This window comes from Vibrio sp. B7 (assembly GCF_963888765.1).
GTDB lineage: Bacteria > Pseudomonadota > Gammaproteobacteria > Enterobacterales > Vibrionaceae > Vibrio > Vibrio anguillarum.
On the sequence record NZ_CAWPKR010000033.1, the window covers coordinates 289,717 to 307,605 of the forward strand.

12 protein-coding genes are annotated in these 17,889 nt (G+C 46.2%); 2 read left to right on the top strand and 10 right to left on the bottom strand.

Features of this window, described 5'->3' with window-relative positions; all coding sequences use genetic code 11:
* Positions 1–94 precede the first annotated feature (94 nt).
* Entirely contained in the window at positions 95–1,720 is a 1,626-nt protein-coding gene (locus tag AACV32_RS10860; RefSeq protein ID WP_017049764.1) for an ABC transporter permease, read from the top strand.
* Positions 1,720–2,748 carry an ABC transporter ATP-binding protein gene (locus tag AACV32_RS10865; protein WP_013857649.1) on the top strand — a complete coding sequence of 343 codons (1,029 nt, stop codon included), beginning with the start codon at positions 1,720–1,722 and terminating at the stop codon, positions 2,746–2,748. The genes AACV32_RS10860 and AACV32_RS10865 overlap by 1 nt, the downstream gene beginning before the upstream one ends.
* 106 nt (positions 2,749–2,854) lie before the next feature.
* On the opposite strand, the gene AACV32_RS10870 is transcribed toward AACV32_RS10865, so the two are convergent.
* The 10 genes from AACV32_RS10870 to AACV32_RS10915 all read right to left on the bottom strand — a co-directional run bounded on the left by AACV32_RS10870 (position 2,855) and on the right by AACV32_RS10915 (position 17,366).
* Positions 2,855–4,267: a phosphoglucomutase/phosphomannomutase family protein gene (locus tag AACV32_RS10870; RefSeq protein WP_013857648.1), complete on the bottom strand. Its 1,413-nt coding sequence runs from the start codon at positions 4,265–4,267 to the stop codon at positions 2,855–2,857.
* 62 nt (positions 4,268–4,329) lie between these two features.
* A complete protein-coding gene (locus AACV32_RS10875; protein WP_170894993.1) occupies positions 4,330–6,735 on the bottom strand; it encodes a GH36-type glycosyl hydrolase domain-containing protein in 2,406 nt (801 codons plus the stop codon).
* Between the two features lie 93 nt (positions 6,736–6,828).
* Positions 6,829–8,742 (bottom strand): beta-N-acetylhexosaminidase, encoded by a 1,914-nt coding sequence (locus tag AACV32_RS10880; RefSeq protein ID WP_019283250.1) that lies wholly within the window; start codon positions 8,740–8,742, stop codon positions 6,829–6,831.
* A 9-nt stretch (positions 8,743–8,751) separates the two neighbouring features.
* The gene (locus AACV32_RS10885; RefSeq protein ID WP_017049768.1) at positions 8,752–9,627 is read right to left on the bottom strand and encodes an N-acetylglucosamine kinase; all 876 of its coding nucleotides are present in this window, start codon (positions 9,625–9,627) and stop codon (positions 8,752–8,754) included.
* Complete coding sequence (locus AACV32_RS10890) at positions 9,624–11,351, bottom strand: glycoside hydrolase family 9 protein (protein ID WP_017049769.1); 1,728 nt, start codon at positions 11,349–11,351, stop codon at positions 9,624–9,626. The genes AACV32_RS10885 and AACV32_RS10890 overlap by 4 nt, the downstream gene beginning before the upstream one ends.
* 147 nt (positions 11,352–11,498) lie before the next feature.
* Complete coding sequence (locus AACV32_RS10895; protein ID WP_013857643.1) at positions 11,499–12,491, bottom strand: ABC transporter ATP-binding protein; 993 nt, start codon at positions 12,489–12,491, stop codon at positions 11,499–11,501.
* Positions 12,492–12,528: 37 nt separating this feature from the next.
* Positions 12,529–13,512: an ABC transporter ATP-binding protein gene (locus AACV32_RS10900; RefSeq protein ID WP_013857642.1), complete on the bottom strand. Its 984-nt coding sequence runs from the start codon at positions 13,510–13,512 to the stop codon at positions 12,529–12,531.
* A gap of 2 nt (positions 13,513–13,514) precedes the next feature.
* Positions 13,515–14,540 carry an ABC transporter permease gene (locus tag AACV32_RS10905; RefSeq protein ID WP_013857641.1) on the bottom strand — a complete coding sequence of 342 codons (1,026 nt, stop codon included), beginning with the start codon at positions 14,538–14,540 and terminating at the stop codon, positions 13,515–13,517.
* Positions 14,541–14,542: 2 nt separating this feature from the next.
* Complete coding sequence (locus tag AACV32_RS10910) at positions 14,543–15,529, bottom strand: ABC transporter permease (protein ID WP_013857640.1); 987 nt, start codon at positions 15,527–15,529, stop codon at positions 14,543–14,545.
* A 166-nt stretch (positions 15,530–15,695) separates the two neighbouring features.
* Positions 15,696–17,366 carry an ABC transporter substrate-binding protein gene (locus AACV32_RS10915; RefSeq protein WP_013857639.1) on the bottom strand — a complete coding sequence of 557 codons (1,671 nt, stop codon included), beginning with the start codon at positions 17,364–17,366 and terminating at the stop codon, positions 15,696–15,698.
* Between the last annotated feature and the right edge of the window lie 523 nt (positions 17,367–17,889).

Consider the following 17,889-nt stretch of genomic DNA (forward strand, 5'->3'; position numbering starts at 1 on the left):
CTAGGGGTATAACAGTGCCCCTATTCTATTGAAGGGGCATGAGATGTATTTGCAAACGCATTTATGTGTCAGTAAGCCTTATTGTAATTAGGCAATGAAAGAAAAAAATACATTATGGAAAACCAGTAGTGCCAGTGTCACTGTGCTACTGGTTTTGCCGATCTTAGCCATCTTTATTACCGCTGCGGGACAAAGTGATGAGGTTTTTTCTCATCTCATGTCAACAGTGATGCCTACCTATACCTTTAATACCGTCGTATTAACGTTCAGTGTGATGGGGCTTTCTTTGCTATTTGGCATTCCCAGTGCTTGGTTAATGGCGATGTGTAAGCTGCCTACCGAACGTATTTTACAATGGGCTTTGGTGTTACCACTTGCGATGCCCGGCTACATTATCGGTTACATCTTTACCGGTTGGTTTGACTACGCAGGCCCAGTGCAAGTGTTACTTAGAGATATTATGGGTTGGGGCGCAGGTGATTACTGGTTTCCCGACATTCGCAGTTTGGGCGGGGCAAGCATTGTGCTTGCGCTGGTGCTTTATCCATATGTTTACCTACTGTGCCGTGCAGCATTCATGGAACAAAACGTCTCCTTATTGCAATCCGCTCGTCTATTAAAATGCTCTCCGTGGCAGAGTTTTCGTCTGATTTCACTACCGCTTGCACGGCCCGCGATGGCGGTTGGCCTCTCCTTAGTGGCGATGGAAACGGTGGGTGATTTTGGTACGGTGAGTTACTTTGCCGTTAATACCCTAACGACTGCGGTGTATGACACTTGGCTCGGTTATTCTAATTTGAATGCGGCAGCGAAAATATCCGCCATCATGTTGGTGATTGTATTATTACTGCTGAGCGCAGAGCGCTATAGCCGTCGTAAACAGAAATTATTTCAAAGCCAATTTAACAGCCATGAAGATTTTCGCTATCAGTTGCAAGGTTGGAAAAAATGGGCCGCTTTGTGTTGGTGTTGGGGGCTAGTTGCGCTCGCGTTTCTTCTGCCTTTATTGCAGTTGGCCTCATTCGCTTATCATTATTTTGCGAAAAGTTGGACTTCGGAGTTCCAAGACTTTGCGATCAATAGCTTAACGGTTTCGTTGACGACAGCGCTGGTGGCGGTGTTGATTGCTTTGGTCGTGAATTTTTGCCATCGGTTGAACGCCAATGGGGTGACTTTAGCCTTTATGCGCTTGTCTTCTATGGGGTATGCGGTTCCCGGAACCGTGCTAGCGATTGGTGTGATGGTTCCGGTGCTGTTTATGGATCATTGGGTCAATGATGTTGCTAAAGCGATGCAATGGGGGCGACCGGGTCTTATCTTTTCTGGTTCGATGTTTGCTATTATTTTTGCTTTAGTGGTGCGTTTTTCGGCCGTGGCGATTGGTAGTATAGAAAGTAGCCTCAATAAAGTCTCACCTTCTTTGGATATGGCGGCTCGAACTATGGGTTATCGATCGAACGCTATGCTGTGGCGAGTTCATCTGCCATTGATCCGCCGTGGTACGCTTATCGCTGGGTTGTTGGTGTTTATTGAGTCAATGAAAGAGCTGAATGCCGCTTTGTTATTGCGTCCGTTCAATTTCGAAACCTTGGCGACCTATGTTTATAACTACGCATCGGATGAACAATTAGAAGTGGCTGCTTTGCCTGCGATACTCTTGGTCGCGGTTGGTTTAATTCCGCTTATCGTCGTTAACCGTTCACTGGAGCAAAATCACTGATGAGTTGTGCGCTGTCTATCCATGATTTGACTTGCAAATATGAAAACCAAACGGTTTTACAATCACTGTCGCTGGAAGTCAAACAGGGAGAAATCGTCTGTTTATTAGGAGCAAGTGGTTGTGGGAAAACGACCTTATTGAAAGCTATTGCGGGTTTGCTGCCGCTTAGCTCTGGGGTGATGAGCCTTAATTGTGTGACGATTGATGATGGTCAACATTGGTTGCCACCGGAAGCGCGAAACATAGGGATGATTTTCCAAGATTATGCGCTGTTTCCTCACTTAACTGTTGCGGAAAATATCGCGTTTGGATTGCGTCAGCTCTCTCAAACCGAGCGCAAAGCGAAAGTCGAAGAGATGTTGGCATTAGTGCACTTAGCGGGGCTGGGGGATCGTTATCCTCATCAACTATCGGGTGGACAGCAGCAGCGAGTGGCGATTGCTCGCTCCTTGGCGTATAAACCGGATCTGCTACTGCTTGATGAGCCGTTTTCCAACATCGATACCCAAGTTCGCCATGAGTTGATCGGTGAAATTCGCAACATTTTTAAAAAGCAGGGTGTGACGGCTATTTTTGTGACCCATAGCCGCGAAGAAGCTTTTGCTTTTGCTGATAAAATGGCGGTAATGAATCACGGTGTGATTGAGCAATATGGCACCGCATCAGAGCTGTACTACCAACCGTCGAGTAAATTTGTGGCCGATTTCTTAGGTGGTGGAAGTTATTTAAGCGCCAAACGAATTTCAGAATGGCAATTTGAGACCGATTTAGGTGTGGTTGACGCCAAAGCTCAGCAACCCATTGAGCTTGAAGCCAAATGCGAATTACTACTGCGGCCACAACACATTCAAATTAGTGCGCAGCAAGAGAGCAAAGTCCGCGTGTTAGAGCAGCAATTTATGGGCGATCACTGCCGTTATGTGATTGATGCGTATGGCAGTAAGTTGCTGGCGAGTTCTTCACAGCCGTTGAGCGTTGGGCAAAATGTTGCAGTCAGCATTGATACGCAAGGTGTGTTGGCTTTTTAAAAAAAGCCCGGCATGACGCCGGGCAAGTGTTCTTCATCGATATACCTACAACCTCTTCATACTGTGCGGGTATAGCGACTCAAATTTGAGTCGAAGTGGGTAAAAGCTATAACGATAGAAAATCTTTCACCTGTTGAAGAACACGTTCTGCAGTGTCTTTATCCGCCATTTCAGCAAAAATGCGTAGCAATGGTTCGGTACCAGAGAAACGAGCAATAACCCAGCCGCCGTTTTTGAAGTAGACTTTGGCTCCGTCTTCGTAACTGACTTTCTCAATCTCATACTCAAATTGAGGCAACTGTTTCTCAACGTAAATTTTGTTATACAACGACTCTTTTTGTGCGGCTTTAAATTTGCAGTCACCTTCTGCGGTGTAGGCGTAACCGTATTTCGCGTAAATTTCCCCCAGTAATTCGGAGAGTTTTTTACCTGTCACGCTGATCATTTCAACCAACAAACTCGATGCAAAAACCCCATCTTTACCTTTGATGTGTCCACGAATGGTTAAACCGCCGGAGCTTTCACCACCAATCAGTGAATCATCCGCTTCCATTTGTGAGCTGATGTGTTTAAAGCCAACGGGGACTTCAAAACTTTTCTCATCGTGGTCAGCGGCAATTTTATCCAGCAGGTGGGTGGTGGCGATATTACGCACCACGGATCCTTTCCAACCCTTATATTCAAGCAGGTAGTAGTAAAGCAGGATCAGTACTTCATTAGGATGGATGAAGTTGCCTTTCTCATCAATAATACCAAGTCGGTCTGCATCGCCGTCGGTACCTATCCCAATATCGTAACCTTCTGCGGCCACTAAATGTTTGAGACGATAAAGAGTCGCTGCATTAGGGGAAGGCATTAAACCGCCAAAATCGGGGTTTTTGCCATCATTGATCACATCCACATCGCAGCGGCCATTGATCAGAACCGTCTGCAATGCATTTTTCGCGACGCCAAACATAGGGTCAATCAACACACGCAGGTTGGCTTTTTTGATCGCTTCAATATCGATAAAGTTGATGATTGAATCGACAAACTCATTCATTGGATTGATGATGACGATCGATTTATCTTGCAGCGCTTGTTCAAATTCGACGTGTTTTACATCGGCAAGCGTCAGTGACGCGATTTGTTGTTCAATTTTTTGCGTGATCACCTCATCAGCGTCTCGTCCACCTTCAATGAACACTTTGATGCCGTTGTAGTCCGCAGGGTTGTGGGATGCCGTAATACACGCCGAATAGGCGCAATTCATCTCTTTGGCCTTGAACATCACAATAGGGGTAGGAACAAACTTATCGATAAAACTTACCACCACGCCATTCGCTGCTAAGACTTGCGCGAACCAACGTGCGGCTTTGTCAGAAAGAAAGCGGCGGTCGTAGCCGATAACGAACCCGTTGTTAGCCACATTTTCGTGGTTAATGATGTTGGCAAGTGATTGAGCCACTAGACAGACGTTGTCTTTGGTAAACTCTTCACCAATAAAGGCGCGCCAGCCACCTGTACCAAATTTGATCATAATAAAATCCTTGTGGGACGAATGTTGAGCCTCAGCTCCTTCGCGCTGAGGCTCAAATCGTGTTAACCGAGAATAACCACTACATCGTTGACACTGCCTTGTGCCATGACAGGAATCACGCCTTCTACTGCTTCGCCATTCACTGTGATTGTTTTCACCCCTTTACTGACGGAGTTCGGGTTTTGCACTGTGATGTTGTAAGTCGCGCCGCGCCATTGGCGAGTGACTTCAAAACCAGGCCAATTGCTAGGAATGCATGGGTCAACGACTAGGCCATCAAAACCGACACGAACACCCAAAATGAAGTTGGTGACGGCAAAGTAGGCCCAACCAGACGTACCTGTTAACCATGGATGGTTTGCACGGCCGTGATCTTGGTGATCTCGTCCCATAATGAACTGCACGTATGAGTAAGGTTCGGCAACGCGCTTTTCAATGATGTCGTTTTGGTTATAAGGGTTTAATGCGTCGTAGAACTTCATGGCTCGATCACCACGGCCAAGCTTCGTTTCTGCAACCCATGCCCAAGGGTTTGGATGTGAGAAAATAGCGCCATTTTCTTTAACACCTTGATAAACACGAGTAACGAAACCGATGTCATCATTAGGGGTTGAGAAGGAAGGTGCGTTCAGATGTAAGCCGTATTCCGAGAATAGATTCTCATCAACGGCATCCATCGCTTTTTCACCACGCTCTTGCGACACTGCGCCCGATAAGACGGCGAGTGTGTTTGATTCAAGGTGAACTCGACCTTCGGTTTGCTGAGCGGTTCCTATCTTATCGCCATTTTTCGTCAGGCCACGGATATACCAGCCACCTTCTTCATCCCAAAGGTGAGTTTCACAAGCTTCACGCACGTTCGCCGCCATTTCGGTATATTTCGCAACATCCTCTGCATTGTCACGGTATTTTGCAAGGTCAATAAACTCTTGCAGTGCCCAAAAGTGGAGGAAAGAAACCATAGATGATTCGCCACCACCTAAGTTCAAGCAATCGTTCCAGTCAGCGCGTAAGCCTTTGCAGATACCTGTTTGCCCCACGTATTCTGCCGAGAAGTTAAGCGCCGCCTTCATGTGTTCGTAAACCGTTGCATTGCCACCATCGGCGTAAGGGATCACTTCATCAAAGAAGGATGTTTCACCTGTTTCCATCACGTATTTACAGATGGTTGGAACGAGCCAGAGATGATCGTCAGAACACGTATCTTCAATGCCGTGGATCTTATCTTCATCACTTGGTGTTGGTACAACGGTTGGCGATTTTGATGGTTTGACATCCGCTTTTTCTGGATCAAACCAGTCAGGATCAAATAGGTGTAGGCCATAGCCCGCTTTGACTTGACCACGAAGCAGATCAACCAAGCGTTTACGGGTCATCTTCGGGTTTGCGTGCGGTACTGAAATGGCATCTTGCGCCGTATCACGGTAACCAAGGCCAGTACGACCGCCCACTTCAATGAAAGAGGCAAAGCGAGACCACACCACACACGTTTCCGCTTGATAAAGCGTCCAAGTGTTGATCATGGTATCAAGGCCTTCATTCGGTGATTTTACTTGGAATTTCGCACAACGTTCATCCCAATGCGCTTTGATCCCAGCAAAAGCGGCATCGACATTAGCCAAGTCTTGGTACTTAGCACGCAAACGCGCGCCATTGCCTTTACCAATTCCCAAAATATAAGCAAAGCGAACTTCTTCACCCGGTTGGATCACAAATTGTTTGTGCAGCGAACCGCAATGGTTGTAGCAGGTTTGCGCGCTGTTCGAGCAGTGACCACGTTCTACTGCAATGGGATTGGCTTCGTCACGATACAAGCCAAGGAAGGTATCGCGTTGTCCATCATAAGAGTCTGGATCAAACGTCGAGGCTAAGTAGTAAAAGCCTTCGAAATCATTGGTGTTGTAGTAAAGATCGTACTCAATCACACCCGCGTGATAAGCGGTACCTGCAGAGTAAAGCGACATCTGATGGTTTTGGTTATCGGATTGAATGTGACTAAAAGAGAATTCAACAAACGAAAAAGCGCTGATAGTGCGAGTCTCTGTGGAATCGTTTTTAATGACGACATCCCAAATTTCAGCATCTTCGCCTTTCGGTACAAAGAGAGTTTTAGTGGCAGTAATGCCGCTGTATTCACATTTGAATTTGGAGTAAGAGAGGCCGTGGCGGACTTCATACTTCGCTTCTTCTAAGCTTTTTGCTACGGGTTGCCAAGAAATAGACCAATAGTCGCCAGTTGCATCGTCACGTAAGTAAACATAGTGCCCCGGGCGATCAAAAGAAGCGTTCGGGCGAAATTTGGTAACACGGTTATATTCTGGTGAATTGTAAAAAGAGTAACCGCCCGCGTTATGAGAGATCACGGTGCAGAATTTTTCTGTCCCTAAGTAGTTGGTCCAAGGCGCTGGAACGTCAGGGCGTGTGATGACATATTCACGATTGTCGTTATCGAAATAGCCGTATTTCATTGTCATTTCCTTTTAAACAAACTGCGTCTTTTGCAGCCAAAAATTATGCTAGTGAAAACCAAGGAGAGGTAATGCCGACTCCAAGTGTTGTGTTTATTTCCATGGTGCTCGGTAACGGATGCCTTGCTTGTCCAACATAGGCAGATGTCCTTTGAGCCGTGACAGATAATCTTGCCAATCACGATGCACTTTATGGGTCCATCCTGCTTCGGCGAGTGCAGTTAAGCGTGGGTAAATCATGTATTCCATACGCTGTGGGTTATTGATTAATTCACACCATAAAGCGCACTGAATACCGAGAATTCGCTTACGGAGTGGATCGTTTTCGGGCACTTCGGCTAAGGGTTCATAGCGATAGGCTTTTTCTAATGGGGTGACACCAGCCCAGTCAACGCCAGGTTCTTCTGGTGCATAATCTTGAGCAATATCCAGATACGTGTACTGACCGGGTTGTAAAATCACATCAAACCCCTGTTTCGCGCAGTTCAATGCCGCCGCTTCAGAAAGCCAAGAGTAGATAACAGTATCTTTACTGACCTTATTGCCATGATGCGCTTCTTCCCAGCCGACCATGCGTTTGCCAAGCGTACGCAGTTTTTGTTCGGCATAACGTAGTAAGTGTCCTTGTAATTCTTTGGCCTCGGTATAGCCATTATCAGCCATCAGTTGTTGACATTTAGGGCTGTTAATCCAGACCCCATCGGGCACTTCGTCGGCACCAATATGGATAAAGGGGGATGGAAATAGCTCAGAGACTTCTTGCAAGACGATATCTAAGAACTCATACGTACCTTCAAGGGCGGGGGAGAGGACGTTATCGTTATAATATTGAATGCTGCGATAGTGTGATTGATCCTCTTTATCGGCCAGCAGATGAGGCAGAGATTTGATCGCGGCGCGGCAATGTCCGGGAACATCAATTTCAGGGATCACTGTGATACCACGCTCTTGAGCGTATGCGATAACCTCTTTGATCTCTTGTTGTGTATAGAAACCACCGTGGCGCTGCGTTAACAAGCTGTATTGAGGTTCGAGCACTTCATCAACTCCTCGCCATGCACCGATGTCGGTGAGTTGTGGCAGTGCTTTAATTTCGATACGCCATCCTTCGTCATCGGTCAAATGCCAATGGAACGTATTGAATTTGTAATGCGCTAATTGGTTAATAAGCCGCTTAACTGTCTCGATTCCATGAAAATGGCGCGCACAATCGAGCATCATGCCTCGGTACTTAAAGCGTGGCGCATCACTGATTTTGACGCAGGGGACTAACCACGATTGATCTTGAACTTGAATCAACTGCAACAGGGTCGCGCTAGCATACATAAAGCCTTGATGGCCACTCGCCTCTAAGCGAATGCCGGTACGATCGACGTTGAGTTGATACGCGCCCTCGTCAAAGGTCGGGTTAGTGCGGTAGATAATATCAGCGCTGCCAATGGGTTTGGGCTGAAAATCAAATATACGGTTGAGTTCCTGTTGTAACCAAGTCGCAGCTTGCTCAGCGCACGTGGATTGCAAGGTAATCTGGCTCGAAGTCGTTAAGGTGCAATGCCCTGTGCCGGATTCAATCTTGTTTGGTAATGGAATGAGACTGAGGCTCGCGGCTTCTGTTGCGGGTATTTCACTGCGCTCACGATAAGGCGAGGCGAGAGCAATCGGAGTTACGATCACATCATGACGTTCGAGCGGTTGCTCACCATTGCATTGAACAAAAGCGTGCTTTACGCCATCAGTGTAAAAATGGAAAGGGGCGGTTTTGATGCTAAATTCACAGTAAAAATGCGAGTTTGCAGCAAGCACGGTCATATCTGGCGTTAATGAGCAGAAACTGCCTATTTGCACTACGTTGCCATGGGTGATGCTGTCTGGCTGAATGAAGCGATCAATCACAAAATGTAACGACCAGTCTTTTAGGTCTTGATCGCTTAAGTTATGGAACGTTAAACCAAAACGGCAAAATTGCTTCTGTTCTGAGAGTACCGCAAAGTCAATTCGATAGCTCATAGTGATTCCTTAATACAAATTATGCTCGGCTTTGCCGGCAAACATAATCGCGCCTTCGATAGCGTCGAATTGAGGTTGAACAATCCACTGCTGTACCGGTGGAGAAAGCCAATACAAGATACGCTCTGCAATGCTACCCATGAGGCAGATCCGCTTGGCTCCTTTGTTATGAAGAGCGACAAGAAATATTTCGATGTCTGCCGCGGTTTGTTTGAGAAGCTCTATCGCCAGCGCATCACCTTGTTGCGCTAGAGAAAAAATAACGGGAGAGAACTGGCCATAGTCTCGTGGGAGTGCGTTTTTTGACCATTCGACAATCTGATCAACATCGTGGTTAAAATGTTGCATCACATGAGCGCTTAATAATGAAGGCTCGCCGATGCCATCTGCAATGAGCAGCACGCGCTGGATTAGGCGTAAACCCATGATGGCACCACTGCCTTGATCGGATATGGGAAACTCTCGTCCACCCACCACATGCTGCTGCCCGGCGTGTAAAAATAGGCCACAAGAGCCCGTTCCCGCGATCATAATTGCGCCATCGTCGCCATTATGAGCACCAATACACGCACCGTAAGCATCTGTGTTGAGCGTTAGTGAAGCAAAAGGATGTGTCTGAGACATAAACGCATGCCATGCGGATTTTTGTTCTGCGCCAGCCAGAGCAAGACCCACGTGCATCTGAGCAAAATTCTCTTTCGTCAGCCCGCTTTGGTGCGCCGCTTGAGTAATTGCATCAATGATCGTCTGCATGGCAAGTTCCACACCCAATAAAATATTGGCGCTACCGCTTTTCGCTTCACCTAACAGCGCGCCTTGCTCGTTGCGGATGCGTGCGCGACATGATGTGCCGCCTCCATCAATACCGACATAATAAAAGGTCATGATTGCCTCTCTAAGTCTGGTGTTGAGAAGTGGCAAAACTGGGTTGTGATGGCCAGCAGATACCAAGCACCATGAGGAATCCATTGCTCAGCCCAACGCCAGTTTTGCAGCATGTCATCCTTCTGTTTCGCTGGGTTAAAAGCGATATCTTCTTCATCTTCAAAACCGCCTGTAATGCCATTACACACTCCCCCTTTGGCGTTAAAAAAGCCCAAATGGGGTAGGTAGTCTGGATTGTTGCGACCGTGCCCATCGAGCATGCACATATCGTATGGATTTAATCCGATAATCCAGTTCAATGCATTTTGTGCAAAGGTGGTTAAAGGGGCATGCAGATCTGCGTTGACGAAGGCTTGGGCGCGATAAGCCATACACGCGAGCGATCCTAAACGCGCATTTTCGCCTTGCCACCAGTAGCCGGATTCATTGTCGTGAGCGACAAAAAATGCGCAGCGTTTGTCGCCATTCACAGGTTTTACATATTGGCGTGGGTAGCCAAATGGGTTACTGACTTGATGAGTGATAGTGAGCTCAAAGCGGCAAGCATTCTCAATCACTTGAACGACCGATTGTTTGCGGTGTTCTTCTGTTTCAATCTCGAGATATTCGCACAGTGCAATCACTGGTAGTCCAGCTTCGGCGGCGTGATAATAAGGACGAGTGGCATCACTATTGGCTGCCCAATAATGAGCGATGTTAGCGTCGCTGTGTTGATAAGCGCATAACCTTTGTGCCCAAAGACGACACTCAACCAGATAATTTGCTTGATGAGTTGAGCGGTAGAGTTCAACCGATGCAAGCAGAGCGCAATAGGCATCAATGATGTTCTCTTGACCATCGTCGAGATAGCGCGTGTTATTTTCTTTTAAATGCCAGTAACCATGCTCCGCCGCTGTTAAATAGTGTTCTGAGGTGAAATCACCGTGAACATCTAAACGTGCTGCCACCGCAAGAGCGGCAATCGCAATGCCTCCCCCTTGACGAAATCCGGCTTGATAATCGTCAGACTTGTGGCCAGATTGAGTGGCATAGGCGCAGATCTCTCGCTGCTTAATGTCCTTGCTCCATTTGTCAAAGACCGTTGTATAAAAGAACCCCTCGGAGTTTTGCATGCGGATCAGAAAATCAGCACCAAATAACGCCTCTTCCTTAAGGCGAGTGCGAGAAAATGCAGCAAAACTCGAGTGGTGTTCTAGTTGTGCCAATCCCTTTAGCATATTCCAAACCACCATTGGGGTTTGTTGAGGGTTTAAATAGTTGGCGTAAGAAAGGTGACTCAGATACTTACTGACGTCACCGGAAGCGTCGTACCAGCCACCGTGTACATCGGCAGTGGTTGATGTACCAAGCAGTGGTACGAGCTTATCTTGCTGGTCGAAAATGCCACCACAACGTTGTGATTTGAAGTAGTGCAATACATCAGAAAACGTTTTTTTCATCAGTATCCCTTCACCAATTTCAAAAATAGGGGAGTGGGTATTTTCAAAACGCAGGTAATACTGCCCTGAAGTGGTGTATTGAGAAAAGTCGATCGTATAAAAGCTACCTAAATGCCAATGTGCGACTTTAGCTTGTGGTTCAACAACGAAAGTCGACACCGTTTGATGGCTGTTTGCACAAACAAGCAGGGCGATATCGGAAGAAACACGGAGCGTGTTACTCATTAGTATCGCCTGTTTTGGCCCTTGTGGCTCATAACCAATATGGTTAATCAGTAGCAGCATTAAACATCTCCAAGCCAGATCTTTGATTTCTCGCCAGCACTTAACCAGTTGAGGCATGTGCTGACTTTGTTTTATAGGTTTACCTAATGTATTGAAGCCGATGAGGTTATGTCAGCGGCTTCAATCGCTTAAGGTGTGCGTTAGTGATTATTCAAATAAGTAACAACGAACAAAGTGGTTATCAGACAACTGAGTCACCGCTGGAAGTTGTTCACGACATTTGTCACTTGCCTGCATGCATCGACCAGCAAAAGGGCAGCCTGTTGATACTGGAGTCCAAAGTGGAATTTCGCCTTTGTTCCCTTTGAGCTTCTCGTGTATCGATTTACTAGGATCGGGTACTGCGGAAACCAATAGTTGAGTATATGGGTGCTGAGGATCGTGAATGATCTCTTCGGTATCGCCCCATTCCACCATATGTCCGACGTACATGACGGCTAAGTCTTCGGCGATGTAGCGTGCGGTGGCGATGTCGTGCGTGATATAAAGCAGCGACATCTGCTTTTCAAACTTCATCTCTTCCATCAGGTTGAGAACACCCGCACGAATCGACACATCCAACATGGAGGTTGGTTCATCAGCCAGTACCACTTCGGCACCAACCGCGATATTACGCGCTAAGTTGACACGTTGGCGCTGTCCACCAGACAACTGGTGCGGATATTTCGCGGCTGTTTCTTTTGGTGGAATAAGGCCGACTTGTTCCAGTAAATCGTGAACGCGTTCTTCTAACTCTCTCTTATTACCTGACGTCACTTTTTTATGGATAAGCAGTGGACGAGCAATATGATGAAAAATGGTATGAGTTGGGTTGAGTGAGCCAAACGGATCTTGCCATACCATCTGGACGCCTTCGCGATAGTGCATCAGGTCACTGCGTGAAGTGATGTCTAAAATATCGCGTCCTTTGTATTCAATTACACCGGATGTTGGGGCGTACATTTTGGCAATCATTTTAGCGGTTGTTGATTTGCCAGAGCCTGATTCACCCACGACAGCCAAGCCGCGGCTTTTGAACATTTTGAACGATACGTCGTTGATCGCTCGCATCATAGGTTGTTTTAGGGTGTTACTGTTGATTGGAAAATCTTTAACTAGATTTTTCCCCTCAACCAGTAATTCACCGAAATTTTTGCTCATAATTGTCTCCAGAAATTTTTGTAATACAGCTTGTGCTCTACAGTTTCACTTGAGCAATTGGGTCACCGTAAAGGTGGCAACTGGAGAAGCGTCCAAGCTCTATTTGGCGCAAACTCGTTGGAATTTTGGTGCAAGCTTCATGTACGCGATCGCAACGAGCTTGGAAACGACAACCTTGAGGTATATCCAATAAGTTCAACGGGTTACCTGGTATTCCAGTTAACTTCGTTTTAGGGCCTGTCAGTGGAGGGAAAGAACTACCCAGCCCTTTGGTGTAAGGGTGGAAAGGGCTTTCCAGAATCTGTTTAGAAGGAGCCACTTCAATTAATTCACCGGAATACATGATGCCAATTCGATCGGAGAACTCGACCATCAACGACAAATCATGGGTGATGAACAAGATAGAGAAGCCAAACTCTTCTTTCAGCGCATAGATTTTTTGCAATATTTCACGTTGGACAACCACATCAAGTGCCGTAGTCGGCTCATCCATAATGATCATTTTAGGATTGAGCGCGAGAGCAATTGCAATCACCAAGCGCTGACGCATACCCCCTGAGAATTGGTGTGGGTAATCGTTTAAGCGACTTGGGTGAATATCGACAATTTCTAACAAACCTTCAGCGCGGCGTTTAGCTTGTTCACGAGTCATGTTGGTATGGCGCATGATCACGTCACAAAATTGTTCTTCCATCGTCAATACTGGGTTCAAAGCGTTCATCGCACTTTGAAACACCATCGACATTTGGCTCCAGCGAAAGGATTGCATGCGTTCATCGCTGTATTTAATGATATTTTCACCATTAAAAATCACTTCTCCACCAGTGATAAACGCGGGCGGCTTATGCAGACGCATCAGTGAAAATGCGATGGTTGATTTACCACAGCCAGATTCACCAGCAAGACCAAATACTTCGCCAGGTGCGATGTCAAAACTGACGTTGCTGCATGCTCGAACATCACCGGCGTCGGTGATGTAGTCAACGCATAGGTTACGGATTGAAATAAGTGGGTTTGTCATGATTATTTATCTCCGCTCCAAAGTGCATTTTGTGGTGGCAGGTCAGGCTGACGCTCTTTCTTGTCTTGCTCTGCGAGTTTTTTCCAACGCTTCATTCCTTTGTGTGAACGCAGTTGTGGGTTGGCAATTTCATCGACCGCAAAGTTCAGTAAAGCCAAACCAGTAACGAGCAGAGTCAAAGCAATACAAGGAGCAAGCAGTTCCCACCAAGCGCCAATCAGCATAGAAGAGGACGTTTGAACGTTGTACAACATGATGCCCCAACTGATAGTGTTTGGATCGCCAAGACCAAGGAAGGAGATGGTGGCTTCCATCATGATGGCGTACATCACTGAACCGATGAAGCTAGCGCCAACGATGGAGATGAGGTTAGGTAGAATCTCAACGAAAATGATGCGCCATGATGATTCACCCAAGACTTCCGCCGCTCTGACAAATTCTTTTTCACGCAGTGCGAGGGTTTGTGAGCGTACGACCCTAGCGCCCCAAGCCCAGGAGGTGCAGCCAATGATGAGTGCAATGGTTAATGGGCCGGCCTCTCCAATAAATGCCGCGACCACGAATAAAAGAGGATATTGCGGTATCACCAGCATGATATTCATAGCGGCGGTTAGAATGTCATCGACCTTACCGCCAAAGTAACCGGCAGAAACACCAATCACAGTCGCAAGAAAACAGACGGTCATTCCTGCGCCAAAACCCACGGCGAGTGAGACTCGTGCGCCATACACCACTTGTGACCAAACATCGCGTCCCATACGAGAGGTGCCTAGCACATGGTCTTCACCTTTTGAGAGGAGTAAGGTACGGCGGTCAGTTGCCAAGTTTTCAGCAATCCAGCCATTCGGATCTGCTTTAGCGGCTTTGACGACGAACGATGGGTACTCGTGTGGATTTCCGGTACGTTTATCTGGCGCATGTTTGGTGATCAGTGGCGCAGCAAGGGCGATGAATAAAAATAGGCCCAAAATAATGACACCGACCATGGCAACGGTATTGCCGCGAATGAGTTTAATGAGATCTTTCATGATTATTTACCTCCCTTGCGTAGGCGAGGGTCTAGTACGACATAAAGCATGTCCGCCAACAGGTTAAAGAACAGCATAAAGAGCGTCATAATCAGTAGCTGCCCTTGCAGAACTTGGTAATCACGAGCGTTGATCGCATTAAATAAAACGGTACCAAGGCCAGGATAGTTAAAGATAATTTCAATGATGAGCTGACCACCGATAGCCATACCCAAAGACATTGATAGAGCGGTGACACTTGGCAATAAAGCATTACGAGCGGCGTACTGGAAAACCACACGGTTTTCGCTGAGCCCTTTCCCTTTCGCCATCGTGATGTAGTCTTCAGCGAGCAGGTTAATCATGTTGTTACGCATGTTGACGAGAAACCCACCGATTTGTACTAGAGACGCACAGACAAGAGGCAAGAAAGCGTGGTAGGCCACATCTTTAATGAATGTCCAACTTGTCCAATCTGGCATCGTACCAGCAGTGTAGGCATAGCCCGTAGGGAACCATTGCAAGCCGATAGCAAAAGTAAACATAGCGATCATCGCAATAACCACTTGCGGAACGGCTTGTATAACCAACATCCCTGGGGTAATAAACGTATCGTAACGACTGCCTCGTTTCCATGCGGCAAAAATGCCCAGTAGAGAACCGATTGAGAACGAGATCACAACCGCAGTACCCGCTAGAAATAACGACCAACCAAATGCACTACCCAGTAATTCATTGACACTTAACGGATAGAACTTAATCGACGTGCCTAATTCCCAACTTAGAATGCTTTTTAAATAGGTCAAATACTGTACGGGTAACGGACCATCAACGAAACCGAGAAGCTGTTTCATCGCTTCGATTCGTTCTGGCGTTACTTGCGTTGTTGCGTTTGCGAACATCATGGTCACTGGGTCTCCAGGCATGGCTCGCGGAATAATGAAGTTCAATGTTGCTGCAACCAGCAACGCGATAAAATAAAATGACAAACGTCTTAAAAAATAACCCATAACTCACACCTTACTCACCCAGTTTTATCCTGTACCTGGTTTCAGGTCGCTCCTAGCGAAATTTAGAGCGAAAAATCCCCTAACGACGAGCGTTATACATTTGCTAGGTATTTAGGGGATTTTATTTAGCGGCGCACGAAGTACGCCGCAAGGAATGAACTTCTACTTACTTAACTGGTTTTAGGTCCAGTACGTGTAATAGACGCTCAGGGATACCAGCCCAAATGTTTGGACGACCCTTAGGATTTTCTTCGTTCCACCAGCCGCTAAAGCGTGCTGTGTTGTATTGGTACATGTAAGCACCTGACATTACAGGGATGGTCACTTGGTTTTCAGCAATGATTTTCTGAATTCCGTGAGCGATTTCTAGCTGCTCATTTTTATCCGCTGTTTTGTAGAAGCTGTCTAGCAAAGTATCTAGCTTGTCGTTTTTGTAGAAGTGCATAGCAAAACGAGGCATACCTTCACCTTTCTGTAGTGCAGAGTTGTATGCACTGTTCCAGTATAGATGTGGATCCGCACCGTGGAAGTAGTTGGTGTAAGCGACGTCATAAGTACCTTCAAGCATTGCTTGGTTATAAACCGCAAACTCTGGAGTACGAGCACGTGCTTTGATGCCTACTTCGGCAAGCTGTTCAACGGCAAGTTGTACTGTGTTGTTGAAGTCAGTCCAGCCATTTGGTGATTGAACAAGTAGCTCAAAAGATTTACCTGATGGAGTATCAACAAAACCGTCTTTGTTCACGTCTTTGAAGCCCGCTTTAGCAAGCAGTTTTTTCGCGCCTTCAACGTTGTACGTGTTGTAGCCTTTGTACTTATTGTGGATGTTTTCATCAGACCAAGCTTGGAATGCATAACCTAAGCCTGAAGCGAAGTCATTAACGGTACCGCCGCCATAGAAAGCGATATCGATAATAGTTTGACGGTCAAGAGCCATAGAGAATGCGCGACGGAAATCAACGTTGCTTAGCGCTTCATTTTTTACTGCATCTGGGTTTTTGAAGTTAACCATAAATGCTTGTGTGCCTGATGGCGGATACCAGTAGTGGTGGCTAGGGCTTGCAGCGGCATAAGTACGGTCAATATCCGGAACGAATGAAGAGGTCCAATCGAGTTCAGAGTTAACAATTTTACCTAGCAATTGGTCATTGTTTGCAATTTGAGGTACACGCAAACAGTCAACCTCAAGGTTTGCAGCATCCCAGTAATTCGGGTTACGACATTGGATGTATAGCTGTGGAGTGAAGGTGTCGATTTCAGTAAACGGACCAGTACCTACAGGGTTCTCGTTGGTGAAAGTCGCTGGATCTTTCACATCTTTCCATACATGCTCAGCAACGATAGGAACTAACGAGATTTCATAAGGTACGTTTGAGTTAGCTTCACTTAAACGGAAACGGATTTGGTAGTCGTTCAGTTTTTCTACGCTCGTTACCCACTTGTTGATACCGCGTTGGTCGAGTTCAGGTTTATTTTTCAATAAGCCATAAGAGAACACGACATCATCCGCTGTAAATGCTTGACCATCTGACCATTTAACACCTTTACGGATATCAAAAGTAACACTCATTAGGTCATCAGACATTTTAAAGCCTTCAGCCAAACGCATAACGGGTGTATTACCATGCATTTCGTTGAATATCACCAGTGGTTCATAGATGAAATCAGTGGTCGTACGTAGGTTTGTTGCTAGATACGGGTTAAAGTTACGTACCATTGTAGGGTAGAAATCAGGTACGATCGTTAGCTCACTGCGTGCGGCTGCTGGAGCTGAAAGGCTCGCTGCGGCGGCGATTACTGCAGCGGCTAGCGCTGTTTTTTTAATATTGGCAAGCATAGCTGTTCCTTACTATTTGCTTTCATTTCACTAATGGATATGAATGTCATCAATTGATAAACACTCTCCAAGGCCTACCTCATTGCGTGTTAACAAACCGGAGGAGTTGGTCAACATGAGTGGCCTGTAGACCTTTGGCAGGAGTAAGAAGACACCTTGGAGAGAAAATTATCAATTTGAATTCCCGTTAAAAACGTCAATTTGTAGAAAGTGACCGTTATAAACGTCAATTTACCATCTTTGGTTTGATTTTTACTCTCATTTAGGTCAGTGATCTGCCTCTCATACTCAATTCGATTAACTTATGGTTGTAAGCGCTCGCTATCTTTTTGTGCCTTTATTTTTAATGTTTTTTTGTTTTTTTTGTATCATGAGATCTTGCTCACTTATAGTTTTATCGTTAATTTTTTTACTTAAATTAATTCTGCCGAATTGTTGTGATTCGGTTCGCAATCTGGATCTTTATTCATCTTCAATTGAAAATCTGCTGGTGAAATTGCCTAGAAATCAGTTTTTACTTCCA